Annotated in this window: 25 protein-coding genes and 1 riboswitch; of the genes, 17 read left to right on the forward strand and 8 right to left on the reverse strand. The window is 60.6% G+C overall.

The window, feature by feature from the left end:
• Positions 1 to 11: 11 nt before the first annotated feature.
• Complete coding sequence (locus tag AC0J41_RS06415) at positions 12 to 248, reverse strand: hypothetical protein (protein WP_003223025.1); 237 nt, start codon at positions 246 to 248, stop codon at positions 12 to 14.
• Positions 249 to 406: 158 nt separating this feature from the next.
• Here AC0J41_RS06415 and AC0J41_RS06420 point away from each other — a divergent pair, with 158 nt between their 5' ends.
• The 4 genes from AC0J41_RS06420 to AC0J41_RS06435 all read left to right on the forward strand — a co-directional run bounded on the left by AC0J41_RS06420 (position 407) and on the right by AC0J41_RS06435 (position 4,114).
• Positions 407 to 880: a PaaI family thioesterase gene (locus tag AC0J41_RS06420; RefSeq protein ID WP_473014894.1), complete on the forward strand. Its 474-nt coding sequence runs from the start codon at positions 407 to 409 to the stop codon at positions 878 to 880.
• Entirely contained in the window at positions 880 to 1,332 is a 453-nt protein-coding gene (locus AC0J41_RS06425; protein ID WP_025111863.1) for a PaaI family thioesterase, read from the forward strand. The genes AC0J41_RS06420 and AC0J41_RS06425 overlap by 1 nt, the downstream gene beginning before the upstream one ends.
• An 81-nt stretch (positions 1,333 to 1,413) precedes the next feature.
• Positions 1,414 to 3,318: a molecular chaperone HtpG gene (gene htpG, locus AC0J41_RS06430; protein WP_025111862.1), complete on the forward strand. Its 1,905-nt coding sequence runs from the start codon at positions 1,414 to 1,416 to the stop codon at positions 3,316 to 3,318.
• 67 nt (positions 3,319 to 3,385) lie between these two features.
• Positions 3,386 to 4,114, forward strand: a complete 729-nt coding sequence (locus AC0J41_RS06435; protein ID WP_473014895.1) for a dienelactone hydrolase family protein — start codon at positions 3,386 to 3,388, stop codon at positions 4,112 to 4,114.
• 158 nt (positions 4,115 to 4,272) lie between these two features.
• On the opposite strand, the gene AC0J41_RS06440 is transcribed toward AC0J41_RS06435, so the two are convergent.
• Together AC0J41_RS06440 and AC0J41_RS06445 are read right to left on the reverse strand one after the other, a co-directional pair.
• Positions 4,273 to 5,136 (reverse strand): pirin family protein, encoded by an 864-nt coding sequence (locus AC0J41_RS06440; protein ID WP_473014896.1) that lies wholly within the window; start codon positions 5,134 to 5,136, stop codon positions 4,273 to 4,275.
• A gap of 61 nt (positions 5,137 to 5,197) precedes the next feature.
• On the reverse strand, positions 5,198 to 5,614 hold the full coding sequence (locus tag AC0J41_RS06445; RefSeq protein ID WP_025111859.1) for an OsmC family protein: 417 nt from the start codon (positions 5,612 to 5,614) through the stop codon (positions 5,198 to 5,200).
• Between the two features lie 128 nt (positions 5,615 to 5,742).
• Here AC0J41_RS06445 and AC0J41_RS06450 point away from each other — a divergent pair, with 128 nt between their 5' ends.
• Together AC0J41_RS06450 and AC0J41_RS06455 are read left to right on the forward strand one after the other, a co-directional pair.
• Positions 5,743 to 6,798, forward strand: a complete 1,056-nt coding sequence (locus AC0J41_RS06450) for an amidohydrolase family protein (RefSeq protein WP_473014897.1) — start codon at positions 5,743 to 5,745, stop codon at positions 6,796 to 6,798.
• Positions 6,799 to 6,929: 131 nt separating this feature from the next.
• On the forward strand, positions 6,930 to 8,555 hold the full coding sequence (locus tag AC0J41_RS06455) for a methyl-accepting chemotaxis protein (protein ID WP_473014898.1): 1,626 nt from the start codon (positions 6,930 to 6,932) through the stop codon (positions 8,553 to 8,555).
• 193 nt (positions 8,556 to 8,748) lie between these two features.
• On the opposite strand, the gene AC0J41_RS06460 is transcribed toward AC0J41_RS06455, so the two are convergent.
• Genes AC0J41_RS06460 through purM form a run of 3 tightly spaced genes read right to left on the reverse strand, consistent with a single transcriptional unit; the run spans position 8,749 to position 11,179 of the window.
• Positions 8,749 to 9,462 (reverse strand): DUF3108 domain-containing protein, encoded by a 714-nt coding sequence (locus tag AC0J41_RS06460; RefSeq protein ID WP_025111857.1) that lies wholly within the window; start codon positions 9,460 to 9,462, stop codon positions 8,749 to 8,751.
• Positions 9,463 to 9,470: 8 nt separating this feature from the next.
• Positions 9,471 to 10,121 (reverse strand): phosphoribosylglycinamide formyltransferase, encoded by a 651-nt coding sequence (gene purN, locus AC0J41_RS06465; protein ID WP_025111856.1) that lies wholly within the window; start codon positions 10,119 to 10,121, stop codon positions 9,471 to 9,473.
• Positions 10,121 to 11,179 (reverse strand): phosphoribosylformylglycinamidine cyclo-ligase, encoded by a 1,059-nt coding sequence (gene purM / locus AC0J41_RS06470; protein ID WP_025111855.1) that lies wholly within the window; start codon positions 11,177 to 11,179, stop codon positions 10,121 to 10,123. Before purM ends, purN begins: the two co-directional genes overlap by 1 nt.
• Before the next feature lie 373 nt (positions 11,180 to 11,552).
• Between purM and AC0J41_RS06475 the strand changes: the two genes are divergently transcribed.
• The 5 genes from AC0J41_RS06475 (at position 11,553) to AC0J41_RS06495 (ending at position 16,244) form a co-directional block, all read left to right on the forward strand.
• Positions 11,553 to 12,611 carry a DUF2066 domain-containing protein gene (locus AC0J41_RS06475; RefSeq protein WP_025111854.1) on the forward strand — a complete coding sequence of 353 codons (1,059 nt, stop codon included), beginning with the start codon at positions 11,553 to 11,555 and terminating at the stop codon, positions 12,609 to 12,611.
• Positions 12,612 to 12,645: 34 nt separating this feature from the next.
• Positions 12,646 to 13,719 (forward strand): AI-2E family transporter, encoded by a 1,074-nt coding sequence (locus AC0J41_RS06480; protein ID WP_473014900.1) that lies wholly within the window; start codon positions 12,646 to 12,648, stop codon positions 13,717 to 13,719.
• Between the two features lie 219 nt (positions 13,720 to 13,938).
• The gene (gene hda / locus AC0J41_RS06485; protein WP_025111852.1) at positions 13,939 to 14,643 is read left to right on the forward strand and encodes a DnaA regulatory inactivator Hda; all 705 of its coding nucleotides are present in this window, start codon (positions 13,939 to 13,941) and stop codon (positions 14,641 to 14,643) included.
• A gap of 225 nt (positions 14,644 to 14,868) precedes the next feature.
• Entirely contained in the window at positions 14,869 to 15,486 is a 618-nt protein-coding gene (locus tag AC0J41_RS06490) for a C40 family peptidase (protein WP_003223044.1), read from the forward strand.
• Between the two features lie 221 nt (positions 15,487 to 15,707).
• Positions 15,708 to 16,244 carry a C40 family peptidase gene (locus AC0J41_RS06495; protein WP_025111851.1) on the forward strand — a complete coding sequence of 179 codons (537 nt, stop codon included), beginning with the start codon at positions 15,708 to 15,710 and terminating at the stop codon, positions 16,242 to 16,244.
• A gap of 90 nt (positions 16,245 to 16,334) precedes the next feature.
• Here the strand turns inward: AC0J41_RS06495 and AC0J41_RS06500 are convergent, their stop codons facing one another.
• Both AC0J41_RS06500 and AC0J41_RS06505 read right to left on the reverse strand, forming a co-directional pair.
• On the reverse strand, positions 16,335 to 17,648 hold the full coding sequence (locus AC0J41_RS06500; protein ID WP_473014902.1) for a PQQ-dependent sugar dehydrogenase: 1,314 nt from the start codon (positions 17,646 to 17,648) through the stop codon (positions 16,335 to 16,337).
• 66 nt (positions 17,649 to 17,714) lie between these two features.
• Positions 17,715 to 18,299 (reverse strand): hypothetical protein, encoded by a 585-nt coding sequence (locus AC0J41_RS06505; protein ID WP_473014903.1) that lies wholly within the window; start codon positions 18,297 to 18,299, stop codon positions 17,715 to 17,717.
• Between the two features lie 163 nt (positions 18,300 to 18,462).
• Positions 18,463 to 18,693, forward strand: a riboswitch (cobalamin riboswitch).
• Positions 18,694 to 18,774: 81 nt separating this feature from the next.
• Here AC0J41_RS06505 and cobO point away from each other — a divergent pair.
• From cobO to AC0J41_RS06535, 6 genes are read left to right on the forward strand one after another with little or no spacing between them, the layout of a single operon-like run.
• Positions 18,775 to 19,386, forward strand: coding sequence for a cob(I)yrinic acid a,c-diamide adenosyltransferase (cobO, locus tag AC0J41_RS06510; protein WP_003223053.1), 612 nt, complete (start codon positions 18,775 to 18,777; stop codon positions 19,384 to 19,386).
• Entirely contained in the window at positions 19,383 to 20,765 is a 1,383-nt protein-coding gene (locus tag AC0J41_RS06515; protein ID WP_473014904.1) for a cobyrinate a,c-diamide synthase, read from the forward strand. Before cobO ends, AC0J41_RS06515 begins: the two co-directional genes overlap by 4 nt.
• Positions 20,762 to 21,412 carry a 5,6-dimethylbenzimidazole synthase gene (bluB, locus tag AC0J41_RS06520; RefSeq protein WP_473014905.1) on the forward strand — a complete coding sequence of 217 codons (651 nt, stop codon included), beginning with the start codon at positions 20,762 to 20,764 and terminating at the stop codon, positions 21,410 to 21,412. The genes AC0J41_RS06515 and bluB overlap by 4 nt, the downstream gene beginning before the upstream one ends.
• A complete protein-coding gene (gene cbiB, locus AC0J41_RS06525) occupies positions 21,409 to 22,317 on the forward strand; it encodes an adenosylcobinamide-phosphate synthase CbiB (RefSeq protein WP_473014906.1) in 909 nt (302 codons plus the stop codon). The genes bluB and cbiB overlap by 4 nt, the downstream gene beginning before the upstream one ends.
• Positions 22,310 to 23,302: a threonine-phosphate decarboxylase CobD gene (gene cobD, locus AC0J41_RS06530; RefSeq protein WP_473014907.1), complete on the forward strand. Its 993-nt coding sequence runs from the start codon at positions 22,310 to 22,312 to the stop codon at positions 23,300 to 23,302. The genes cbiB and cobD overlap by 8 nt, the downstream gene beginning before the upstream one ends.
• Positions 23,299 to 24,795 carry a cobyric acid synthase gene (locus tag AC0J41_RS06535; protein WP_473014908.1) on the forward strand — a complete coding sequence of 499 codons (1,497 nt, stop codon included), beginning with the start codon at positions 23,299 to 23,301 and terminating at the stop codon, positions 24,793 to 24,795. Before cobD ends, AC0J41_RS06535 begins: the two co-directional genes overlap by 4 nt.
• Positions 24,796 to 24,836: the final 41 nt, after the last annotated feature.

Below are 24,836 nucleotides of genomic sequence, written 5' to 3' on the forward strand. Positions count from 1 at the left end.
TCAAGTCGCAATTATTGCTTCTTGGCAGCTTCCTCTTGAGCAGCCTGATTCGATTCAGCCTGATCTTTGGCGGCTTCAGCGTTTTCTTTCGCTGCGTCGTTCACTTTATCCTGAGCTTCATTCATTTTCTGCTGAGCTTGTTCAGCATGTTGGTTGGCATCTTGAGCTTTGTCCTCGGATTTTTTATCGCAGGCAGCGAGACCGAGGGAAGCGGTCAACATCAAGGCAATAGCTAAAGTCTTACGCATGGGGTGTTTCTCCTTATGGAAAATAACTACTGGCCTTAAGAGCGCACCCCTCAAGGTTAAGTTCCTCATTTTCATCAGATATATAAGTTTGTTTCGCAATGGAACTTTTGCGGTTCTGTTTGCTACCGAAAACAGGCACTAACAAGAGTAATTATCAAATGGCCGAAAACCCCGTTTTTGAGCGTGCGACGCGATTTCTCTCGGCATTGCGCCACTGTCAGGTGCTCGGTTTGACGGTGCACAGCGCCAGCGGTGAAGGGCTGACGGTAAAGTTGCCGTATAGCGCGAAAATAGTCGGCAATCCGCAGACCGGCGTGATCCACGGCGGGGCGATTACTTCGCTGATGGACACCGCATGCGGCATGTCGACGCTGTGCGTGCTGCCGGAATTCGAAGTCTGCCCGACGCTGGATCTGCGCATCGACTACATGCATGCCGCTGAGCCGACCAAGGACGTTTACGGTTTCGCGCAATGTTATCGGGTCACCACTGACGTGATCTTCGCGCGCGGTTTCGCCTATCAGGACGACCCACAGCAGCCGATCGCCCATGTCGTCGGCACGTTTATGCGCATGGGCAAGGGCTTGAAGGGCACTCAGGGGTTTGGCGGCAAGATCAAAGGAGAGCGTTGATGAGTGATGACTGGAAGCAACAGTTGCTGCAGGCTCATGCTCAGGGCGACTACGCGCCGCTGCTGCAGCTGATTCCTTATGCGGGGCTGATCGGTGTCGAATGCTCGCGAGTCGGCGATGAATTGCTGTTCAAGCTGCCGGCGAACAAGGACAACATTGGTAACCCTTTGTTGCCGGCTATCCATGGCGGGGTGATTGCCGGGTTCATGGAACTGGCAGCCGCGTTGCATCTATTGATCTTCACCGGGGCGCCCGGGGTGCCGAAGATCATCGACTTCTCCCTTGATTACCTGCGTGCCGGGCAGTTTCGCGACACTTGGGCCAAGTGTCAGGTCTGTCGTCAGGGCCGCCGCGTCGCCAACGTTGCGATCACGGCCTGGCAAAGTACCGAGAGCGAGCCGATTGCCACCGCCCGTGCGCACTTCAAAATCGATGAGCCCTTGAAATCCTGAACGCTGCCCCCAACTCAATGAACAACCCGCCGCCGACCATCTGGGTCGCGGCCAATGCCATCTGATTGGAGTTTGATGACCATGAGTGTGGAAACTCAAAAGGAAACCCTGGGCTTCCAGACCGAGGTAAAGCAGCTGCTGCACCTCATGATCCATTCGCTGTATTCCAACAAGGAAATCTTCCTTCGCGAATTGATCTCGAACGCCTCTGACGCTGTAGACAAGCTGCGCTTCGAAGCCTTGGCCAAGCCTGAGTTGCTCGAAGGTGGCGCTGAGCTGAAAATCCGTGTGAGCTTCGACAAGGACGCCAAGACCGTCACCCTCGAAGACAACGGTATCGGCATGAACCGTGACGATGTGATCACCCACCTGGGGACCATCGCCAAATCGGGCACCGCCGATTTCATGAAGAATCTCTCGGGCGATCAGAAGAAAGATTCGCACCTGATCGGCCAGTTCGGTGTCGGCTTCTACTCCGCCTTCATCGTTGCTGACCAGGTTGACGTGTACAGCCGTCGCGCCGGCACCCCTGCCAGCGAAGGCGTGCACTGGTCGTCGAAAGGCGAGGGCGAGTTTGAAGTCGCCACCATCGACAAGCCAGAGCGCGGTACCCGCATCGTCCTGCACCTGAAAGCGGCTGAAGACGAGTTTGCCGATGGCTGGCGTCTGCGCAACATCATCAAGAAGTACTCCGACCACATCGCTTTGCCAATCGAGCTGCCGAAAGAAGCGGCTGCTGCCGAAGGCGAAGAAGCCCCTGCCGTTGAATGGGAAACCGTCAACCGCGCCAGCGCTCTGTGGACCCGTCCGCGCACTGAAGTGAAGGACGAGGAGTACCAGGAGTTCTACAAGCACATCGCCCACGACTTTGAAAACCCGCTGGCCTGGAGCCACAACAAGGTTGAAGGCAAGCTTGAGTACAGCTCGCTGCTGTACGTGCCAGCCCGTGCGCCGTTCGACCTGTACCAGCGTGAAGCGCCTAAAGGCCTGAAGCTGTACGTGCAGCGGGTGTTCGTGATGGACCAGGCCGAATCGTTCCTGCCGCTGTACCTGCGCTTCATCAAAGGCGTGGTCGATTCCAATGACCTGTCGCTGAACGTGTCGCGGGAAATCCTGCAGAAAGACCCAATCATCGACTCGATGAAGTCGGCGCTGACCAAGCGCGTACTGGACATGCTGGAAAAACTGGCGAAGAACGAGCCTGAGCAATACAAGGGCTTCTGGAAAAACTTCGGTCAGGTCATGAAAGAAGGCCCGGCAGAAGATTTCGCCAACAAGGAAAAAATTGCCGGTCTGCTGCGTTTCGCATCGACCAATGGCGACGACGGCGAACAAGTTGTCGGTCTGGCTGACTACCTGGCACGTGCCAAGGAAGGTCAGGACAAGATCTACTACCTCACCGGCGAAACCTACGCGCAAGTCAAGAACAGCCCGCACCTGGAAGTCTTCCGCAAGAAAGGCATCGAAGTGCTGCTGCTGACCGACCGCATCGACGAGTGGCTGATGAGCTACCTCAGCGAATTCGACGGCAAGACCTTTGTCGACGTGGCGCGCGGTGACCTGGATCTGGGCAACCTGGACTCGGAAGAGGACAAGAAGGCCGCAGAAGAAGTCGCCAAGTCCAAGGAAGGTCTGGTCGAGCGTCTGAAAACCGCGCTGGGCGATTCGGTTGCCGAGGTTCGCGTATCGCACCGTCTGACCGACTCGCCAGCCATTCTGGCCATCGGTGAACAGGACCTGGGTCTGCAAATGCGCCAGATCCTCGAAGCCAGCGGCCAGAAAGTGCCGGATTCGAAGCCGATCTTCGAGTTCAACCCGAGCCACCCGCTGATCGAGAAACTCGACGGCGAGCAGAGCGAAGAGCGTTTTGGCGACCTGTCGCACATCCTCTTCGATCAGGCAGCCCTGGCTGCCGGCGACAGCTTGAAGGATCCGGCCGCGTACGTGCGCCGTCTCAACAAGCTGCTGGTTGAACTGTCGGTTTAATCACGTTGCATAAAAACCCGCTTCGGCGGGTTTTTTCATTCTGGTGTTTACCCTTCAGGAGTCAGAAATGAGCCAAGTCACTGTACGTTCCGTGGTCTATCAGCTTGATGGCCAGCCTTATGAAGGTCGTCTGGCGTTCGACGCCGAGCACAAGGGCGCGCGCCCGGGCCTGTTGATGGCGCCGAACTGGATGGGCGTCAGCGCCGGTGCCGAGGAGATTGCCAAGTCAGTTGCGGCCAAGGGCTACGTGGTGTTGATCGCCGATGTGTACGGCCAGGCTGTGCGTCCGCAGAACGGCGATCAGGCCGGCGCCGCGATGATGCCACTGAAGAACGACCGTGCATTGCTGCGCAAACGCATGCAGGCAGCGTTCGAGCAGTTGCAGAAGCAGGGTGAGGCGGCGGTCGATACGTCGAAGCTGGCGGTGTTCGGTTTCTGCTTTGGCGGTTGCTGTGCCCTGGATCTGGCCCGCACTGGCGCGCCGGTGAAGGCTGCCGTGTCGTTCCACGGTACGCTGGATTCGCCGAACCCGGCAGACGCGAAGAACATCAAGGGCGCGGTGCTGGTGCTGCACGGCGCTAGCGATCCATTGGTGCCCAAAGAGCAGTTGCCAGCGTTTGAAGACGAGATGAACGCAGCGGGTGTGGATTGGCAGTTGCTGAGCTACGGCGGTGCAGTGCATTCGTTCACCGATCCGCACGCCAACGTACCGGGCAAAATGATGTACGACGCGAAGACCGCAAAACGCGCCTTCAAGTCGATGCATGATTTGCTGGAAGAAGTGTTCAAGGGCTGATTTGATCGGGCACTGGCATGGCCGGTGCCTGACAGGTCCTCTTCGCGAGCAGGCTCGCTCCCACAGGGGGGGTGTGGTGTCCAGAGATTCTGGTCACACCATCAATCTCCGTGGGAGCGAGCCTGCTCGCGAAGACTGACTAAGCCACTGTACAAAACTCAGGGCAATTCAATCCGCTCGACTTCCCCCGGCACCGTCGGCCAATCCCCGGCTGCCCACTTGCGTCGCGCTTCATCGATCACCGCCGGATCGCTCGCGACAAAATTCCAGTTGATCCGCCGTGGCCCGTCCAGCGCCGCGCCGCCAAACACCACTGCGTGCACATCACTCTCGGCAAACAGGCTCATCTCTTCCCCTGCCGGCAACACTGCCAGCGCATGGGGTTCGAGGGACTCGCCATTCAGTTGCGCATCCCCATTCAGCACATAAATCGCCCGTTCCTCGTGCTCGGTCGGGATCAGCAGTGTCGTCGCCGTCTGCATCTTCACTTCCGCGTAGAGCGTTGGCGAAAGCACCGGCACCGGCGATTCCAGGCAAAAGCCTGAACCGGCAATCATCCGGATCTGCACGCCCAGGTTATCGCTGACCGGCAGGGTTGCCGCCGGGTGATGGCTGTAATGCCCCGGATCTTGCTCGTGATCCTTGGGCGAGGCCAGCCAGATCTGCAAGCCGTGCATTGTGAAGCTTTGCTCCCACAACGGCTCGGGCGTGCGCTCGACGTGGGCAATGGCGCTGCCCGCGGTCATCCAGCTGACATCACCGGCCTTGACCACTTGATCGGAGCCGAGGCTGTCCTTGTGCTGGATCTGTCCTTCAAACAGGTAGGTGAGGGTCGACAGACCAATGTGCGGATGCTGTCGGATGTTCATGCCTTTGCCCGTCGGATAAACCGTCTCGAGCATGTGGTCGAAAAATACGAAAGGCCCGACGCTGCGACATTTGGCTGACGGCAGCGGACGCAGGATCGGCTGACCTTCGACGTCTTCGGCGCGCGGGCGGATGATCAGGGGTTGCGTGTCCATGGTGCATTCCAGGCTGAGCGGGTGATGCCAGAAGCATAACCCGCCGCTGGCACGAGGGGGATTACTGGCTATCGAAGCCTTGCGGGGCGTGAGTTTCGATGCTGACGTCGGTGGTGGTCATCAGTTTATGGATCGGGCAGCGATCGGCCACCCGTAGCAATTCCTCGCGTTGCGCATCAGTCAGCACACCCTTGAGCGTGAGAGTGACGTGCAGCACGTATTTGCCTTTCTGCTCTTCACTATTGTCGCGTTTGACCTCGACACCGACGCCGGTCAGCGGGATGTCTTTCTTCTTCGCGTACATCTTCAGGGTCAGGGCCTTGCAAGCGCCAAGGGCAGCGTCGAAGTAGTCGTGCGGCTCGGGGGCTGTGCCTTCGCCACCGGCAGATTTCGGTACATCGGCAAACAATTCGTGGTCATCGATCTTTACGGTGTGACGAAAACCTTCGGCGGAGACGGTATTGACGGTAACAGTCATGGCAACCTCACTGGCAGTAGGAAAAGTCGTGCGATAAAAAAAGACCTTGCAGTTATAGAGCATTCCCACAAGCACGCGTTCCACTTTCCTGCAGGATGAACCCTTGCTGTCGGCTCAGGGTCTAGGCTATGCCTACCTGCCGGAGATTACTTGTGTCCTTGTTTCGTTTGAGTCTTGCCTGCCTGCTGGTCGTTGCCGGCGCCGCCAGTGCCCGCGATTACACCTACAGCGATGCGCACCTGCACTACGTGGATTTCTTCCAGGAAACCGCCGGCATGGCGAAATTACTCACGGCCATGCAGGACAATTCCATTGATCACGTGATGATTTCCGGGATTCCCGTAGCGAAGAAATGGCACGAAGACGAACCCAAGCGTCCACGCTATTACGCCGGCGATGACGCTGATGCCTACTGGTACAGCGCCACTGACGTGATTGTCGCTGATGCCGTACAGAAACTGACCCCGGAGCAGCGTCAGCACTTTCACCCATTTCTGTCCGGGTTCAACCCCAACGACAAAAACTCCGCTGCGCACATCCAGCGTCTGCTCGATCTGTATCCGGGGTTGTGGCAGGGCATTGGCGAAGTGTTTACCCGTCATGACGACCTGACGGCGCTGACCGCCGGCGATACGCCGCGGGCCAACAACGAGGCGATGACACGCATCTATCACTTGGCGGCAGAAAACGATCTGCCGGTGATGCTGCATTCCAACATCACCTCCAAGCGTGAGAAAAATCCGCTTTACCTGAAGGAAGTCGAAGAACCGCTGCGTAATCACCCGCACACCCGGTTTATCTGGGCTCACGCCGGCACCAGCGCGGAGATCCATCGTCACCAGACCCACCTGAAGTTTCTGCTGCCTACCGTCAGCCGATTGCTTGAGGCTTATCCGAATCTGTTTATCGATCTGTCGTGGAGCATGCTCACACCGTATCTGCTGGACGAACAGGGCAAACCGCGTGCGGAATGGCTGGCATTGGTGGAGAAATACCCTGAGCGCTTTATGCTCGGATCAGATGTTGTAGGTCGATTCAACAAACTCGGTAAGGAAATGCACAGCTTCACGCCGTTTCTCGACGCCTTGCCCGAAGCCGTTGCGCGTAAAGTCGCTCGGGACAACTTCCTGGCGATATTGCCGCGAACAGCGCCAAAGTCCGGGAAAACCCCGCTAAATCGTTAATGCTGAGGTGTTCGAAGTATCAAGGCCTTTTGATATCACCTTTTCGTCTTACGCAAATTGGCGCTGGGCCGATACCTTCTAAAGCAACCGGCTGCAGGGTTGATGCAGCGCTTTTGGAAGGAACCAGAGTAATGAGTATCCGTAGTCTCAATATTGCGCCGCGTGCCGGCCTGGGTTTTGGTGTGCTGGCGCTGATGGTGTTTGCCCTGGGGGCGTTCGCCCTGCTGCAAATGTCGAACATGCGCGCGCAGTCTGATGAAGTCGACAACAACTGGCTGCCGAGCGTGATGGCGGTCGGCGAGATGAGTCAGGACATGCTGCGTCTGCGCGCGCTGACCATGCGCCTGTTGCTCAATCGCGATCCGCAGGCACTGGAACAGAATGTCACCAAGCTCAACGAGCTGCGCGGCGTATTGAGCGAAGCCCAGCAACGCTATGACGTATTGATCGTGTTGCCCGAGGAGCGAAACCTGTTTGATCGCTTCAAGGTCGCCGAGCACAAGTATCTGGAGCTGCAGGCGCAGGTCATGGCGTTGTCGGCACAGAATCGGGTGGAAGAGGCGGCAGCGATTCTCAACGGCCAGATGAGCCCGTTGGCGGACGATATCGCCGTCACCCTGCGCGACCTGGTGGAGCTGAACAAGCACAACGCTAATCTCGCGACCGAGGCGGCGCGCCTGGTGTTCATCAATTCGCGGGTGTGGGTCGGTGTGATGATCGGCATCACTGCGCTGATCACCATTGGTCTGGCGCTGCTGCTGACCCGCAGCATCGTCCTGCCTCTCGCGCAGTCGCTGGGTGTGGCGCAAGTGGTGGCCAGTGGCGATCTGACCGGCGATATCCATATCTCCGGCAAGGACGAGCCGGCGCGGCTGCTGCATGCGCTGAAAAGCATGCAACACAATTTGCGCGACACCATCCGGCAGATTTCCGAATCGTCCAGTCAGTTGGCGTCGGCCTCCGAGGAACTCAGTTGCGTCACGGAGGATGCCACGCGTGGGCTGCATCAGCAGAGTCTGGAGATCGAGCAGGCTGCGACGGCGGTCAATCAGATGACCGCTGCGGTGGAAGAGGTGGCGAGCAATGCGGTGGCGACTTCCGAGGCATCGAGAGAGTCTGACCGGATTGCCCAGCACGGGCGCGAGCAGGTCAAACAGACCGTGACGTCAATCGAATCCCTGGCCGAGGATGTCACGTCCAACGCCACGCAAGTGGAGGATCTGGCGCAGAAGGTTCACGGCATCAGCAAAGTGCTGGACGTGATCCGCTCGATTGCCGAACAGACCAATCTGCTGGCGCTGAACGCCGCGATTGAAGCGGCGCGGGCCGGGGATGCCGGCCGTGGTTTTGCGGTGGTGGCCGATGAGGTGCGGGCGCTGGCGCATCGGACCCAGCAGTCGACTCAGGAAATCGAGCAGATGATTGGCGGGATCCAGCAGGGCACCGATTCGGCGGTGAGTTCGATGCAGCAGAGCAACATCCGTGCGCATTCGACGCTGGAGTTGGCCAAGGCGGCAGGGGTGGCACTGGAGGAAATCGCCTCGGCATTCACCTTGATCAACGAGCGCAACCTGGTGATTGCCAGCGCGTCGGAGGAGCAGGCGGCGGTGGCGCGAGAGGTGGATCGCAACCTGATGAACATCCGCGATCTGGCGCTGCAGACGTCGGCGGGGGCCAATCAGACCAGCGCGGCGAGCCAGGAGCTGTCGCGGCTGGCGGTGGATTTGAACAATATGGTGGCGAAGTTTTCGGTCTGATCTGATCCTTTAATACCGCGCTGAATCCTGTGGGAGTGAGCCTGCTCGCGAAAGCGGTGTATCAGCCACAAACGAATCGGCTGAACTGACGCCTTCGCGAGCAGGCTCGCTCCCACAGGAGGGGTGTGTTGTTGCGAAAATTACAGGCACAAAAAAGCCCCGCATTGGCGGGGCTTTTCGTTGTAGCGGCTGATCAGCTGCCTTTAACGGTTTTGCCGTTGACCGTGCCGTCCTGGAGCATGATGTTGTACTCCTTGCCGTCAGTTTCAACCTGTTGCAGGCGGACCAGCAGGTAATCCCAGTCCTTGGCGAACCACAGGACGGTGATGCGCTTGCTTTGTGTCGGATCGCGCACGCGCTCGACTTTGATCGCGTCGATCTTGCCGGCTTTTGTTTCGACTTTTTCGGTGCCCAGTACGCGGAAGTCGTAGGTATCGACATCGCCGCCATCGACCACTTGATAGCTCATGGTCTTCTTGCCGGACGCCAGGTCGTGTTGCAGTGCCAGTTGATACGTGGACTTGTCGACCATGCCGCGGTTGAGTGGAACCTTGACCGCATCACCACGATCGATGCCGGTGACCATCTTGGCGTTCCAGTCGAAATCCAGGTCAGACTTCTTCGCCTTGCCCAAACCACCCCGTTCGAAATGGTAGGACTGCGGCAGCAGCGTGTCCTTGTCGAGGGTCAGGGTGCTTTCTTCGGTCAGGTTGGCGATCATCATCGACGCCTTGAAGCTGAGCTTCCAGACGCCATTGGCTTGCTTGGTCAGGCTCCGCTCGGCAGTGCCGCTCATGGGCAGCTGCTTCCAGTCGGCGGTGTAGCTGGCGGAGAACGGTTGAAGGTCTGCCGCCTGCGCGAAGGGCAGGGCGAGCAGAGCGCAAGCGAAGAGCAGGGCGCGACGCATAAAATCTCCTAGTGTCGAATCAAGTGGCCGCTGGCCGCGAGTAACTGGCCATCCAGTAAAGCACCTTGTTCGCCGAGTGCCAGCCGCCCTTCGGCAAACCAGCGTACCGCCATCGGGTAGATCAGGTGTTCCTGAACATGGACTCGCTGCGCCAGACTGTGCGGCGTGTCGTGCAACTCTACCGGTATTACTGCCTGTACGACCAGTGGTCCACCATCGAGTTCCTCGGTGACGAAGTGCACGGAGCAGCCATGCTCGGCGTCGCCGGCCTCCAGCGCGCGCTGATGAGTGTGTAACCCTTTGTATTTGGGCAGCAGCGAGGGATGGATGTTGAGCAGGCGACCCTGGTAGTGACGCACGAAGTCAGCGCTGAGAATGCGCATGAAGCCGGCCAGCACCACGAGTTTCGGATTGAATTCGTCGATCAGTTCGATCAGGGCAGCATCGAAGGCCTCGCGACCTTCGAATGCTTTGTGATCCAGCGAGCGGGTAGCGATACCCGCGTCACTGGCGCGTTGCAGGCCGTAGGCGTCGGCGCGGTTGGAAATCACCGCAGCGATGCGGACCGGGCTGTCGCCGGTCCGCGTGCTGTCGATCAGAGCCTGCAAGTTACTGCCGGTGCCGGACAACAGCACCACGACATCACAGGTTGCGGACATTAATGAGCCTTAAGGTTCTGCAGATCAACCTGGGCTGCACCTTCGGCGGCAGCAGCGATCTGGCCGATGACCCAAGGCTGTTCGCCAGCGTCACGCAGGGTCTTCAGAGCAACTTCAACGTGCTCCTGAGCCACGCAGATCACCATGCCCACGCCGCAGTTCAGCACGCGGTGCATTTCGGTCTCGTCGACGTTGCCTTGCGCTTGCAGCCAGTCGAAGACAGCCGGGCGGGTCCAGCTGGCCACGTCAACCACGGCCTGAGCGCCTTTTGGCAGAACGCGCGGGATGTTGTCCAGCAGGCCACCACCGGTGATGTGGGCCATGGCTTTGACGGCGCCGGTGTCCTTGATCAGCTTGAGCAGCGGCTTCACGTAGATGCGGGTCGGGGCCATCAGCAGGTCGGTCAGCGGTTTGCCGTCGAGCTGGATGTTTTCGATGTCGGCGCCGGACACTTCGATGATCTTGCGGATCAGCGAGTAGCCGTTGGAGTGCGGGCCGGACGATGGCAGGGCGATCAGGGCGTCACCGGTGGCGACTTTCGAGCCGTCGATGATTTCAGCCTTTTCCACCACGCCGACGCAGAAGCCGGCCAGGTCGTAGTCTTCGCCTTCGTACATGCCAGGCATTTCAGCGGTTTCACCGCCGACCAGCGAGCAACCGGACAGTTCGCAGCCGGCGCCGATGCCGGTCACTACCTGGGCAGCGGTGTCGACATTCAGTTTGCCGGTGGCGTAGTAGTCGAGGAAGAACAGTGGCTCTGCGCCGCAAACGACGAGGTCGTTGACGCACATGGCAACCAGGTCGATACCGATGCTGTCGTGCTTGTTCAGGTTCAGCGCCAGGCGCAGCTTGGTGCCGACGCCGTCGGTGCCGGAAACCAGCACAGGCTGCTTGTAGCCGGCCGGGATTTCGCAGAGGGCGCCGAAACCGCCCAGGCCGCCCATGACTTCCGGGCGCGCAGTGCGCTTGGCGACGCTCTTGATGCGTTCGACCAATGCTTCACCGGCGTCGATGTCTACACCGGCGTCCTTGTAGCTCAGGGAGGGTTGCTTGCTCATGATCCAGGCCTTTAGGGGAGGGGATTCAGGGGTAACGACCGAGTTCAGCGGGAACGCCAAAACCGGTGGGGCGATAGCCTCACGCGAATTTCGGGGCGCCCGGCTGTTGCCGGTCTGCGAAGGCGCGCGATTTTATCAGGCTTGAGGGGCAGCGGCCATCCTCGCGCCGACGGGCAGGGGCTAATCGACTGAAATTTTTTGCAATTGTGCCGGGTGAGTGCCTGTATAAGGTGTGCCGATTAACCGTCTATCGTTATCACTGTGCAAAAACTTACCGCTACCGTGTGAATGTTTTGCGATGGCAGATTGTCACAGCCTTGCTTAACCGGTTCACGCGGCCTGTTCCAGCCGCTCCTGTCGACGGGAATTTTCCATGCGTTTTTGTAAATTGTTGGTTGTGGGTTGTTTGTCTGTGGTCAGCCTGGCGAGTCATGCCGAAAACCTCAAAGGTCTCTATCAAGTACGCCAGCCGGTCAGCAGCCAGGCACCGGAAGAGCGTGATCGCGCCACGCAGGCGGCGCTGGATACGCTGGTATTGCGTCTGACCGGCGACCCGAAGGCGCCGCAGAGCCCGGGGCTGGCGGCGATTCGCAAGGATCCGCAACAGATCATCAGTCAGTTTGGTTTTGATGCCGGGCCGCCGGAAGTGCTGAAAGTCGATTTCGACCCGGCCACCACCGAGCAGGCACTGCGTCGGGCGGGGCTGTCGTTGTGGGGCGCAAGCCGGCCTTCGATTCTTAGCTGGTGGCTGAACGATTCAACTGAAGGCTCAAGCCTGGTCGGTGACGGTCAGGCCGCCGCTGCGCCGTTGCGGGCGGCGGCCCAGCACCGAGGCTTGCCGCTGCGCTTGCCGCTGGCGGATCTGAGTGAACAGCTGGTGGCCACCGCGCCGGTGCTGGACGGCACCGATCCTGCGCCGTTGCACGGCGCTTCGGAACGATACGGCGCAGATGCCTTGCTGGCTGTGCATGCACACGAAGAGGGTGGGCAGTGGCAGGCCAAATGGCACCTGTGGCTGGGTGATCAGAAGGAGGCCGGCAGCGTGCAGGGCGCCGATCAGGCTGCCGTGGCCGATGCCGTGATGCTGGCGGTGGCCGAGCGTCTGGCGCCGCGGTTTGTTGCCAAGCCTGGGGTGTCGGGTCAACAGACCCTGGAAGTGCAGGGTATGAATCTGGAGCACTACGCCACGCTGCTGCGGTTACTCGAACCGTTCGGTGTGCGTCTGCAAAGTGTCGAGGGTGATCGCATCGTGTATCGGGTCAGCGGCAGCGCCGATCAGTTGCGTGCGCAATTGTCATTGGCGAAGTTGCAGGAATTGCCGGCTGAGGCGCCGGCACCGGTGGCGGCGCCACAACCGACGGTTGCCGGTGCTGCGCCGGTTGTCGCTGCAGCCCCGGCACCTTTGGCGCCATCGTTGCGGTTTCGCTGGTAAGTCTTTCCTTATATAGAAGCAGTAGGAGTGGTACATGGCTGATTCGCGGCGTTGGTTCTGGCTCGGTGGGGTAGTCCTGCTTTGCGCGTTTGTCTGGTTGCTGCACCCGATCCTCACGCCGTTTCTGGTGGCCTTGCTGCTGGCATATCTGTTCGATCCGCTGGTGGATCGTCTTGAGCGGCTCGGCCTGTCGCGCACTTGGGGAGTGATCGCGGTATTCGCCCTGTTCACGCTGATCGTCACAACCCTGTTGCTGGTGTTGGTGCCGATGCTCGCCAAGCAGTTGCTGCGTTTATATGAATTGGCGCCGCAGATGCTCGACTGGCTGCAGCACACCGCGTTGCCGTGGGCGCAGTCGAAGCTGGGTTTGTCGGATGGCTTCTGGAAGTTCGACAAGGTCAAGGCGGCGATCAGCGAACACATGGGCCAGACTACCGACATCGTCAGCGTGGTGTTGAGTCAGGCGACGGCTTCAAGTCTGGCGCTGATTGGCTGGCTGGCGAATCTGGTGCTGATTCCGGTCGTGAGTTTTTACCTGCTGCGCGACTGGGACTTGATGATGGCCAAGATCCGCAGCCTGTTGCCGCGTGATCGTGAGCAAACCATCGTCTCGCTGGCGGGTGAATGCCATGAGGTGCTCGGCGCGTTCGTGCGCGGACAATTGCTGGTCATGCTGGCGCTTGGTGTGATCTACGCCGCCGGCCTGATGATCGTTGGTCTGGAGCTGGGGCTATTGATCGGCCTGATCGCGGGGCTGGCGGCGATCGTGCCATACATGGGCTTCGTGATCGGAATTGGCGCGGCGCTGATTGCCGGGTTGTTCCAGTTCGGCGGCGATCTGTATCCGATGATCGGGATTGTCGCGGTGTTCATGGTGGGGCAGGCGCTGGAAGGCATGGTGCTGACGCCACTGCTGGTGGGTGACCGGATCGGTCTGCACCCGGTGGCGGTGATCTTCGCGATTCTGGCCGGTGGCGAGTTGTTCGGCTTTACCGGTGTCCTGCTGGCATTGCCGGTGGCGGCGGTGATCATGGTGCTGGTGCGTCACGTGCATGATTTGTACAAGGACTCCGATATCTACAGTGGAGTCGACGATCCCGAGTTGTAGTCTCCACGCGGACAGCCCGGCATTGCGCCGGGTTGGCCCGTGTTTTGCGGTGGGTTTGCTCGGCATCGCGTCAGAGAAACTGTCATAAAACCAGCGCGTTAACGCAAACCTTTGATTTTGCTTGGAGTCTGTCGCATTGTGCGCTCAGCTTCACGGGTATAAACTTCGCAAACTTTACACAGAGGCCACTAACGGTTCCTTGAGAACTGTTCAGTCAGCATGAAACCGATTCAGCTGCCCCTAGGTGTGCGTCTGCGTGACGACGCCACCTTCATCAACTACTACCCAGGCGCCAATGCCGCTGCACTCGGCTATGTCGAGCGCCTATGCGAAGCCGACGCCGGCTGGACCGAAAGCCTGATCTACCTGTGGGGCAAGCATGGGGTAGGGCGTACGCATCTGTTGCAGGCGGCTTGCCTGCGGTTCGAACAGATGGGTGAGCCGGCGGTATACCTGCCGCTGGCCGAGTTGATGGATCGCGGCATCGAAATTCTCGACAACCTTGAACAGTACGAACTGGTCTGCCTGGATGACCTGCAGGTGATTGCCGGCAAGCCGGACTGGGAAGAGGCGATGTTTCATCTGTTCAACCGTCTGCGTGACAGCGGTCGGCGCTTGCTGATCGCCGCGTCCACCTCGCCACGCGAGTTGCCGGTCAAGCTGGCCGACCTCAAATCGCGCCTGACCCTGGCGCTGATCTTCCAGATGCGTCCGCTCTCCGATGAAGACAAATTGCGCGCATTGCAATTGCGCGCTTCGCGTCGTGGTCTGCACCTGACCGATGAAGTCGGGCATTTTATTCTGACGCGTGGCACCCGCAGCATGAGTGCATTGTTCGACTTGCTCGAACAGCTCGATCAGGCTTCGTTGCAGGCACAACGCAAGCTGACAATTCCGTTTCTGAAAGAAACCCTTGGCTGGTAGTCAGCCCTTGAATTACGGGGCTTGCAGCAGGTTTCGACATATTTCAGGCGCCAGAAAATCCGCTTTTCCGCACAGGGTGCAGACCGCGTATCGATTCAAATGGGCTTAAGCGCTTAGATGTAAACGAGAAACCGGGAAGTCACAAAAAGATCGATTGAATTTGCAAATGAGGCCGATAGCGGGCATAGTCTCGGCTTCTTTACAACTTCAGCCACGGTCGTGCCCATGCTAAATCGCTTCGCACCCCTCGTGCCTCTCGCACTCGTCACCCTGTTGTTCGGTTGCGCTGCTCATTCTCCAGTTCAAGAGCAGCCTCAACAGGTTAAAAATTCTGCCACTGCCCAGTCTTCCGTTATTTATCAGGAAGAGCTGGCCACCGAAAAAGAACTCGCCGATTTCAACGGCAAGAAGCCATACGAGCTTCCGGTTCTGGCCGACAGCATCCTTGAACGCGGCATGTCCCTGATCGGTACTCGTTACCGTTTCGGCGGTACCTCGGAAGCCGGTTTCGACTGCAGCGGTTTCATCGGTTACCTGTTCCGCGAAGAGGCCGGCATGAATCTGCCGCGCTCCACCCGCGAAATGATCAACGTGGATGCCCCTCTGGTCTCGCGCAGCAACCTGGAGCCGGGCGATCTGCTGTTCTTCGCCACCAACGGTCGTCGCGGTCGTGTGAGTCACGCCGGGATCTATCTGGGTGACAACCAGTTCATTCACTCCAGCAGTCGTCGTAGCGGCGGTGTTCGCATCGACAGCCTGGGTGACAGCTACTGGAGCAAGACTTTCATCGAAGCCAAACGCGCCCTCGCAATGGCACCGACTGTGGTCACCGCTCGCAAGTAATTCCCCGTTGTCGCCACGTCCGTGGCGACAAAAAAACGGCCACGGCAACGGAGTAGACCTAGACTTTACAAGGTGAAGTTAAAGTCTTACTTGAAGTTTGTCGTATAGCCGCTAGAATCCTGTATCTATATTGATGGCAAACCGCCTGCGTGCTCCGCAGGCGGTTTTGTTTTCTGTCCATCCGGCAGAGAAAGCCGCAGCCAGATCAGGGTGTTCTGTTTATGACGATGTCGGCCCGCCTTGCATTGATCTTCTTCGCAGCGCTGCTCAGCGCCTGCGCCAGTCGCACACCGCCGCCTGCGCCCGTCGTACGTGCCCCGGTAGTGTTCGGACCTTCCCAGTCGTTCTCGCCCGCCGCTGAAGACGTGCTGTTTCGCGCGCTCGGCCTGGTCGGCACGCCTTATCGCTGGGGCGGCAACACGCCGGATTCGGGTTTTGATTGCAGTGGTCTGATCGGTTTCGTTTACCGCGATGCGGCGGGTATCAATCTGCCGCGTTCGACGCGTGAACTGATCGTGATGCAGGCGCCGAATGTCGGCAAGGAAGGCTTGCAGACTGGCGACCTGATCTTCTTCGCCACCAACGGCGGCTCGCAAGTCAGCCATGCGGGGATCTACGTCGGAGAAGGGCGCTTCGTGCACGCGCCGGCAACCGGTGGCACGGTGAAGCTCGACAGCCTGTCGAAGGCGTACTGGCAGAAAGCGTATCTGAGCGCCAAACGGGTGTTGCAGCCTGAGCATCTGGCGCATAACCCGTAATTGCTGATGTTTTAAATGTGGGAGATTCTATGTTTGAGGGGAACCCTCAAACATAGAATCTCCCACATTTGTTATGTGCTGGACGCTAAATTATTTGGCGGACGACACCCGCCACACCTTGTTGCCCACATCGTCGGCCACCAGCAAACCGCCTTGCTGGTCGATCACCACGCCCACCGGGCGGCCCAGAGCGTTCTCGTCCTTGTCGAGGAAGCCAGTCAGCACATCGACCGGTGCTCCGTTCGGCTTGCCGGCGGCGAACGGTACGAAAATCACTTTATAGCCACTGTGCGGTTTGCGGTTCCATGAGCCATGCTGGCCAATGAACGCGCCTTCCTTGAATTGCGCCGGCAGGCTGTTGCCCTCGGCGAATGTCAGGCCCAGCGAGGCGGTGTGCGGGCCTACGGCGTAGTCCGGAGCAATGGCCTTGGCCACCAGATCGAGGTTTTGCGGTTTTACGCGCACATCCACATGCTGGCCGTAATAGCTGAAGGGCCAGCCATAGAAGCCGCCGTCCTTGACTGAGGTGATGTAGTCCGGCACCAGGTCGCTGCCGATCTCGTCACGCTCGTTGACCGCCGTCCACAGCGCGCCAGAGGTGGGCTCCCACGCGAGACCGTTGGGGTTGCGGATGCCCGAGGCGAAGATCCGGTGGTTGCCTGTGGCGCGATCCACTTCCCAGATCGCCGCGCGACCTTCCTCTTTATCCAGGCCGTTTTCGCCGACGTTGCTGTTCGAGCCGACGGTGACGTACAACTTGCTGCCGTCCTTGCTGGCGATGACGTTTTTGGTCCAGTGATGGTTCAGTGTGCCGCCTGGCAGGTCGGTGACTTTGATCGGCTGCGTCTTGATCTCGGTCGCGCCCGGCTCGTAGTGGAAGCGCAGCAAGCGATCAGTGTCGGCGACGTACAGATCGTTGCCGACCAGCGTCATGCCGAACGGCGAATTGAGATTCTGCAGAAAAACCGTGCGGGTCTCGGCCACGCCGTCGTGGTCGGCATCGCGCAGCAGGGTGATGCGATTCGGGCTCGGCACGCCGGCGCCAGCCTTGCCCATGACTTTCTTCATTACCCAGCCACGAATGCCACTGCTGTCGTCAGGCTTTGGCGGAGCATTGGTTTCCGCCACCAGCACGTCACCGTTGGGCAGCACGTAGAGCCAGCGCGGATGGTCGAGGCCTTCGGCAAATGCAGCGACTTGCGTACCAGCCACTGCGGTCGGTTTGCCGCCCGCAGGCCAGCCGATCGCCGGGGCGATGTTCACCGTCGGAATCAGGGTCTTGTTGGGTTCGGGCAGCTTCGGTGACGGGCCGGTGCCGTCGGAAACTTGCAGGCTGGAGGATTCACCGCAGGCGGCGAGCCCTCCGGCGAGGGCGATGAGGAGAGCGAGTTGGGTTTTGCGCATTACTGATCTTCCCTATGAATGCATGCCTAATCATAGAGGAGCCTGCGCACCCGATGGTTCAACCGCTCAGCCACGGGCCTCTTTGAGCAGCACGGCGATTCCGGGGTGATAGTTGCCCGCTTCGCTGCGCAACTTGCGGTAGGCGTAGGGGAAATACCAGGCGACCGCGCAGCAGTGTTCCTTTTGCAGGTCGTCGACCATGTCCTGCAGCTCTTCGGGGCTGGCGCTGTGCTGGGCTTTTTGCGGCGCGACGAACAGGCAACCGAGTTTGAGGTCGCTGGCGAAGCTGATGCGTTTGGCGTCGCTGGTGATTTCCAGCAGGGCCTGGGTCAGGTTGAGGTTGCTGACTCGCGGCCAGCGCTGCGTGGCCTGGATGTAGGCGCGGTCTTCGGCGCCGGCGAGGAACAGGTGGGCGCGGGCATTGCGCTCGCCGTCCTCGTTCTGCTTGCGGGTGGCGGTGTCGCAAAGGGTCACCAGTTCGGCCATCCATGCCGCAGCGGAGAGCAATCCGAGATTGGCTTTCTCGTCATGCCAGTAAGGCGTGTCGTTGTCGCCGCGCACGGCGTTGTAGCGGTCGAAACAGTCAAACCAGCGTTCAAGCACCGGGCGCAGGAACTCCAGGCGCGGGTTGCTGATGATCATGCCTTGCATCGTAATCATCCTTATTGTTGTGATGGGCTTTTTCGAGAAAAGCATGGCTCTTTGATATCACTTGTATCAGTGTGGCACAAGATTGGCGCCAGATAATTGATCGGCGGCAGTTATTCGCCCGACGGCCGCCTCTTTAATTGACGCTCCACCCCCAACCCTCTAACCTTCGCGGCTTGTTTCAGGTGCTCTGTGACGTGTGTCGACAGAGTGAAACAGGGAAGCCGGTGAGGGTTGTCTTCAGGCGAAGAACGATCGCGATCCCGGCGCTGCCCCCGCAACGGTAAATGAGTCAAAGCTGCGCATTGAGCCACTGTGTCGACAGACGCGGGAAGGCGCGCAGCCCGGCGATTCGCCGCTCATGAGCCCGGAGACCGGCCTGATCCATCCAGCGGCATCACGGTGGGCGATGCCAGGCTTTTTGCCGTCTATTCTTGTGCCTGCCCGCCGTTATCCAGCCTCAACGGAGAGCTCCCCCATGACCGATTCCCCCGAGCGTGACGAACGCCATCTGGCGCGTATGCAGCGCAAAAAAGCCGTGATCGACGAACGCATCGCCAATTCGCCCGACGAGTGCGGCCTGGTGCTGGTGCTGACCGGCAATGGCAAAGGCAAAAGCAGCTCGGCGTTCGGCATGCTTGCCCGCGCCATGGGCCACGGCATGCAGTGCGGCGTGGTGCAGTTCATCAAGGGGCGCAACAGCACCGGCGAAGAACTGTTCTTCCGGCGCTTCCCCGAGCAAGTGCGCTTTCACGTGATGGGCGAGGGCTTCACCTGGGAAACCCAGGACCGGCAGCGTGACATTGCTGCCGCCGAAGCCGCGTGGGCAGTCTCCCGCGAGCTGCTGCGCGATCCGTCGATCGGTCTGGTGGTGCTGGATGAACTGAACATCGCCCTCAAGCATGGCTACCTCGACCTGGATCAGGTGCTCAGCGATTTGCAGGCGCGTCCGCCAATGCAGCACGTGATCGTCACCGGTCGTGCGGCCAAGCCGGAAATGATCGAGATGGGTGACACCGTCACCGAAATGGGCATGCTCAAACACGCCTTTCAGGCGGGCATCAAAGCGCAGAAAGGCGTCGAACTTTGAATCAACCACGTCACTGCCCGGCGGTGCTGATTGCCGCGCCGGCCTCCGGTCAGGGCAAGACCACCGTCACCGCCGCACTCGCGCGTTTGCATCGCAATCAGGGGCGCAAGGTGCGCGTCTTCAAATGTGGCCCGGACTTCCTCGACCCGATGATTCTCGAGCGCGCCAGCGGTGCGCCGGTGTATCAACTGGACATGTGGATGGTCGGCGAGCAGGAAAGCCGGCGTCTGTTGTGGGAAGCCGCCGCCGAGGCGGATCTGATTCTGATCGAAGGCGTAATGGGCCTGTTCGACGGTACGCCTTCGAGTGCCGATCTGGCGCGACACTTTGGTGTGCCGGTGCTCGGCGTGATCGACGGTACTGCGATGGCCCAGACCTTTGGCGCCCTGGCGCTGGGGCTGGCGCGCTATCAGCCGGACTTGCCGTTTGCCGGCGTGCTCGCCAACCGCGTCGGCACCTTGCGTCACGCGCAACTGCTCGAGGGCAGCCTCACCGAAGGCTTGCGCTGGTACGGTGCGCTGTCCCGCGAAACGGGGATCGAGTTGCCGAGCCGCCATCTCGGACTGGTGCAAGCCAGTGAACTGAATGACCTGGATTTGCGTCTCGACGCGGCCGCCGAAGCTTTGGCCAGCAGTTGCGAGGTAGCGCTGCCACCGGCCGTGGAATTCGCCGCGCCTGAAGTGATCCCCGCTGAACCGTTGCTCGCAGGTGTGCGCATTGCTGTCGCACGCGATGAAGCCTTTGCCTTCACCTACGGCGCCAGCCTCGACTTGCTGCGCGCGATGGGCGCCGAGTTGAGCTTTTTCTCGCCGATTCGCGATACGCAGTTGCCTGAGGCTGACAGCCTGTATCTGCCGGGCGGTTATCCGGAATTGCACCATGTCGCGTTGGCGCAAAATACTGCGATGCTTGAGGCGATCCGTGCGCACCACGCCGCCGGCAAACCACTGCTCGCCGAGTGTGGCGGCATGCTCTATCTACTCGATTCGTTGACTGACGTCGAAGGCGCCCGCGCTGAGCTGGTCGGGCTGCTGCGCGGTGATGCGGTGATGCAAAAGCGTCTGGCAGCACTGGCGCTGCAAGCGGTGGATCTGCCGGAAGGTTCGTTGCGCGGCCACACCTATCACCATTCCCTGACCACCACTGAACTGATGCCGATTGCCCGGGGCCTGAGCCCCAATGGCGGGCGCGGAGCGGAGGCGGTGTATCGCGAGGGGCGGATGACGGCGTCGTACGTGCATTTCTACTTTCCGTCGAATCCGACGGCGATTGCCGCATTGTTTGCGCCAGATATCGAGGCCGCTTTCGCGAGCAAGCCCGCTCCCGCATTGGACCACCCAACCCCTGTGGGAGCGGGCTTGCTCGCGAAGAGGCCATGAGCGACAACGCATTTTCCGAAGGCGAGCGCCAAGCGGTCTACCGAGCCATCGCCGAACGCCGCGACATGCGCCACTTCACCGGTGGCACGGTCGAGCCTCAATTGCTGCGGCGTCTGCTTGAGGCCGCACATCAGGCGCCCAGCGTCGGCCTGATGCAGCCTTGGCGTTTCATCCGCATCAGCGACCGAGCCTTGCGCGGGCAGATCCAGAACCTCGTCGAAGAGGAACGCATCCGTACAGCCATTGCCCTCGGCGAGCGCAGCGACGAGTTCATGAAGCTCAAGGTCGAAGGCATCAACGATTGCGCCGAAGTGCTGGTCGCGGCGCTGATGGATGATCGCGAACGGCACATTTTCGGGCGTCGTACGCTGCCGGAAATGGACATGGCGTCGTTGTCCTGCGCGATCCAGAACCTGTGGCTGGCGTCCCGTGCCGAAGGACTGGGCATGGGCTGGGTCTCGCTGTTCGAGCCGCAGGCACTGGCCGATCTGCTGCAACTGCCGGTCGGGGCCAAGCCGTTGGCGGTGTTGTGCCTGGGCCCGGTCAAGGAATTCTATCCGGCGCCGATGCTGGTACTCGAAGGGTGGGCGCAGGCGCGTCCGCTCAATGAGTTGCTGTATGAAAATTATTGGGGAGTGAGTCAATGAGTGTGGCGTTGTTGAGTGTCGCTGCGGTCGCGCTGGATGCGCTGCTGGGTGAACCGAAACGCTGGCATCCGCTGGTGGCGTTCGGCAATTTCGCCGGGCGCATCGAGCGACGTTTCAATGCGGGCGGCCGTGGCTGGCGCAGTCACGGAGTCACCGCGTGGGTGATCGCGGTGCTGCCGCTGACGTTGCTCGCCACCGCGTTTTCCTGGGCGCCTTACGTGGGCTGGATCGTCGAGATTCTTGCGCTGTATTGCGCCCTGGGCATGCGCAGTCTTGGCGAACACGTCGAGCCTGTGGCCAAAGCCTTGCGCAGTGAAGATCTGGAAGAGGCGCGCAAGCGCGTCGGCTATCTGGTCAGCCGCCAGACCAGCGAACTGGACAGCACCGCCGTCGCCCGTGCCGCTACCGAATCGGTGCTGGAAAACGGCAGTGATGCGGTGTTCGCTGCACTGTTCTGGTTTGTCGTGGCCGGTGCGCCGGGTGTGGTGCTCTATCGCTTGAGCAACACGCTCGATGCAATGTGGGGTTATCGCAACGAACGTTTCGAGCGTTTCGGCTGGTGTGCGGCAAAAATCGATGACGTGCTCAACTACATTCCTGCACGGCTGGTGGCACTGACCTACGCGCTGCTGGGCAACACCCGGCTCGCCTGGAAATGCTGGCGCACCCAAGCGCCGAAATGGGACAGCCCCAATGCCGGTCCGGTGATGGCTGCCGGTGCCGGTGCGCTGAATGTCGAGCTGGGCGGCCCGGCGATCTATCACGGTGAACTGCACGACCGTCCGCAGCTGGGCGAAGGTGCGCCGGCGGATGCCGATTCGATTGATCGCGGCTGGCAATTGGTCCAGCGCGGGGTATGGTTATGGCTGCTGATTCTCTGCGTGGGGGCTGAATTCTATGCTTGAGCACGGTGGCCGGCTGCGCAAGGCTGCACTCGATTACGGTATCGCCGAGGCCGACTGGCTCGACCTGTCCAGTGGCCTTGCGCCGTGGCCGTTTGCGGTTCCGGAAATTCCGTTGCGCGCCTGGGCGCGTCTGCCGGAAACCGACGATGGCCTGGAGCAGGCCGCGTGCGATTACTACGGCGCCTCCCAGGTGTTGCCGGTGGCCGGTTCGCAGATGGCGATCCAGTTGCTGCCGCGTCTGCGCCGCGCCGGCAAGGTCGGCGTGTTGTCGCCGTGTTATGCCGAGCACGCCGAGGCCTGGCGCCGCAGCGGTTACATCGTGCGCGAAGTGCTGGAGCAGGAAGTCGAGTTCTTTCTCGACAGCCTCGACGTGCTGGTGGTGGTCAATCCGAACAATCCGACCGGCCTGAGCCTGACCCCGGCGCGCCTGCTGGACTGGCACGCGCGGCTGGCCCAGCGCGGCGGTTGGCTGGTAGTCGATGAAGCGTTCATGGACAACACACCGCAACTGAGTCTGGCGTCGCACACCCATCAGGTCGGCTTGGTCGTGTTGCGCTCGTTCGGCAAGTTCTTCGGTCTGGCCGGCGTGCGCCTGGGCTTTGTGCTGGCCGAGCGCAAGCTGCTCAGGTTGCTCGCCGAACAGGTCGGGCCATGGGCGGTCAGCGGCCCGACACGGGTGCTCGGCCAAGCCTGTCTACAGGACACCGAGGCGCACACCCGGCAACGCATGCGCAGCGATGAGGCCAGCGAGCGCCTGGCGTTGTTGCTGGAGCGCTACGGCTTCAAGCCCTTGGGCGGATGCGCGCTGTTCCAGTGGCTGATCACCGAGCACGCCGTGGCGTTGCACGAATTCATGGCCCGACGCGGCATCCTTCTGCGTCTCTTCACTCACAACAGCAGCCTGCGTTTCGGTCTGCCGGCCAATGCCGCTGAAGAGGCGCGTCTCGAGCAAGCGCTGCAAGCCTTTGCCAAGGAATCGACATGACCACCCTGATGGTGCAAGGCACCACTTCCGATGCCGGTAAAAGCACGCTGGTGACGGCGTTGTGCCGCTGGGCCACCCGTCAGGGCGTGGCGGTGGTGCCGTTCAAGCCGCAGAACATGGCGCTCAACAGTGCCGTGACTGCTGATGGCGGCGAGATCGGCCGCGCCCAAGCGGTGCAGGCGCAAGCGGCGCACCTCGAACCGCACACCGACATGAACCCGGTGCTGCTCAAACCCAACAGCGACACTGGCGCACAAGTCATCATCCATGGTCGCGCGGTCACCAGCATGAACGCCGTGGCCTATCACGACTACAAAGCCATCGCCATGCAAGCGGTGCTCGCTTCGCACGAACGGCTCAGCGCGGCGTATCCGCTGGTGATGGTCGAAGGCGCAGGCTCGCCAGCGGAGATCAATCTGCGCGCCGGTGACATCGCCAACATGGGCTTTGCCGAGGCGGTGGATTGCCCGGTGCTGCTGATTGCCGACATCAATCGCGGCGGAGTATTTGCGCATCTGGTCGGCACCCTGGAGTTGCTGTCACCGAGCGAACAGGCGCGGGTCAAAGGTTTCATCATCAACCGGTTTCGCGGCGACATCGCCTTGCTGCAACCGGGCCTCGACTGGCTCGAGCAGCGCACCGGCAAACCGGTGCTGGGGGTGCTGCCATACGTGATGGATCTGCACCTGGAGGCCGAGGACGGCATCGACCAGCGCCAGACCGACAAGGCCGAACAAGTGCTCAAAGTGGTGGTGCCGGTGCTGCCGCGCATCAGCAATCACACCGATTTCGATCCGCTGCGTTTGCATCCGCAGGTGGACCTGCAGTTCATCGGCCCGGGGCAGGCGATTCCTGCCGCCGACTTGATCATCCTGCCCGGCTCGAAAAGCGTGCGCAGCGATCTCGCGTATCTGCGCGCCAACGGTTGGGACACGGCGATCAACCGGCACCTGCGTTACGGCGGCAAGCTGCTGGGGATTTGCGGTGGCCTGCAAATGCTCGGCGAGCAGGTGCACGATCCGCTGGGGCTGGAAGGCGCGCCCGGTTCGAGCACCGGCCTGGGTCTGCTGGCGTTCGAAACGACGCTGGAAGCCGAGAAGCAATTGCGCAATGTGCGCGGGCGTCTGGCGCTGGAAGAGGCCGAGGTCAGTGGATATGAAATCCATGCGGGCGTGACGGCTGGGCCGGCGCTGGAGAATGCGGCGGTGCATCTGGACGACGGTCGTTGCGATGGCGCGCAGAGCCTCGACGGGCAGGTGCTCGGCACCTATTTGCACGGCTTGTTCGAGTCGCCGCACGCCAGTGCCGCGTTGCTGCGTTGGGCCGGGTTGAGCGATGTGCAGGAAGTGGATTACCACGGCTTGCGCGAGCGTGATATCGAGCGGCTGGCGGATCTGGTGGAGAAGCATCTGGATACCGGGCTACTGCGTCAGCTCTGTGGGATCCAGGTTGGCTGTTCCGGCCTCTTCGCGAGCAAGCCCGCTCCCGCATGAGAATGCATTCCAGGGTGGGAGCGGGCTTGCTCGCGAAAGGG

It is taken from the genome of Pseudomonas sp. Arb-4-2C, from assembly GCF_055755015.1.

Excerpts from the sequence above, each read along its gene's own strand:
- purN (WP_025111856.1), bottom strand. The coding sequence starts at position 10,121 with ATGTCCGCAACCTGTGATGTCGTGGTGCTGTTGTCCGGCACCGGCAGT.
- AC0J41_RS06475 (WP_025111854.1), top strand. The coding sequence starts at position 11,553 with ATGCGTTTTTGTAAATTGTTGGTTGTGGGTTGTTTGTCTGTGGTCAGC.
- AC0J41_RS06420 (WP_473014894.1), top strand. The coding sequence starts at position 407 with ATGGCCGAAAACCCCGTTTTTGAGCGTGCGACGCGATTTCTCTCGGCA.
- bluB (WP_473014905.1), top strand. The coding sequence starts at position 20,762 with ATGAGCGACAACGCATTTTCCGAAGGCGAGCGCCAAGCGGTCTACCGA.
- cbiB (WP_473014906.1), top strand. The coding sequence starts at position 21,409 with ATGAGTGTGGCGTTGTTGAGTGTCGCTGCGGTCGCGCTGGATGCGCTG.
- AC0J41_RS06425 (WP_025111863.1), top strand. The coding sequence starts at position 880 with ATGAGTGATGACTGGAAGCAACAGTTGCTGCAGGCTCATGCTCAGGGC.
- AC0J41_RS06500 (WP_473014902.1), bottom strand. The coding sequence starts at position 17,648 with ATGCGCAAAACCCAACTCGCTCTCCTCATCGCCCTCGCCGGAGGGCTC.
- AC0J41_RS06460 (WP_025111857.1), bottom strand. The coding sequence starts at position 9,462 with ATGCGTCGCGCCCTGCTCTTCGCTTGCGCTCTGCTCGCCCTGCCCTTC.
- AC0J41_RS06495 (WP_025111851.1), top strand. The coding sequence starts at position 15,708 with ATGACGATGTCGGCCCGCCTTGCATTGATCTTCTTCGCAGCGCTGCTC.
- AC0J41_RS06535 (WP_473014908.1), top strand. The coding sequence starts at position 23,299 with ATGACCACCCTGATGGTGCAAGGCACCACTTCCGATGCCGGTAAAAGC.
- AC0J41_RS06480 (WP_473014900.1), top strand. The coding sequence starts at position 12,646 with ATGGCTGATTCGCGGCGTTGGTTCTGGCTCGGTGGGGTAGTCCTGCTT.
- AC0J41_RS06490 (WP_003223044.1), top strand. The coding sequence starts at position 14,869 with ATGCTAAATCGCTTCGCACCCCTCGTGCCTCTCGCACTCGTCACCCTG.
- purM (WP_025111855.1), bottom strand. The coding sequence starts at position 11,179 with ATGAGCAAGCAACCCTCCCTGAGCTACAAGGACGCCGGTGTAGACATC.
- AC0J41_RS06415 (WP_003223025.1), bottom strand. The coding sequence starts at position 248 with ATGCGTAAGACTTTAGCTATTGCCTTGATGTTGACCGCTTCCCTCGGT.
- AC0J41_RS06450 (WP_473014897.1), top strand. The coding sequence starts at position 5,743 with ATGCCTACCTGCCGGAGATTACTTGTGTCCTTGTTTCGTTTGAGTCTT.
- hda (WP_025111852.1), top strand. The coding sequence starts at position 13,939 with ATGAAACCGATTCAGCTGCCCCTAGGTGTGCGTCTGCGTGACGACGCC.
- cobO (WP_003223053.1), top strand. The coding sequence starts at position 18,775 with ATGACCGATTCCCCCGAGCGTGACGAACGCCATCTGGCGCGTATGCAG.
- AC0J41_RS06435 (WP_473014895.1), top strand. The coding sequence starts at position 3,386 with ATGAGCCAAGTCACTGTACGTTCCGTGGTCTATCAGCTTGATGGCCAG.
- AC0J41_RS06505 (WP_473014903.1), bottom strand. The coding sequence starts at position 18,299 with ATGCAAGGCATGATCATCAGCAACCCGCGCCTGGAGTTCCTGCGCCCG.
- htpG (WP_025111862.1), top strand. The coding sequence starts at position 1,414 with ATGAGTGTGGAAACTCAAAAGGAAACCCTGGGCTTCCAGACCGAGGTA.
- AC0J41_RS06445 (WP_025111859.1), bottom strand. The coding sequence starts at position 5,614 with ATGACTGTTACCGTCAATACCGTCTCCGCCGAAGGTTTTCGTCACACC.
- AC0J41_RS06455 (WP_473014898.1), top strand. The coding sequence starts at position 6,930 with ATGAGTATCCGTAGTCTCAATATTGCGCCGCGTGCCGGCCTGGGTTTT.
- cobD (WP_473014907.1), top strand. The coding sequence starts at position 22,310 with ATGCTTGAGCACGGTGGCCGGCTGCGCAAGGCTGCACTCGATTACGGT.
- AC0J41_RS06440 (WP_473014896.1), bottom strand. The coding sequence starts at position 5,136 with ATGGACACGCAACCCCTGATCATCCGCCCGCGCGCCGAAGACGTCGAA.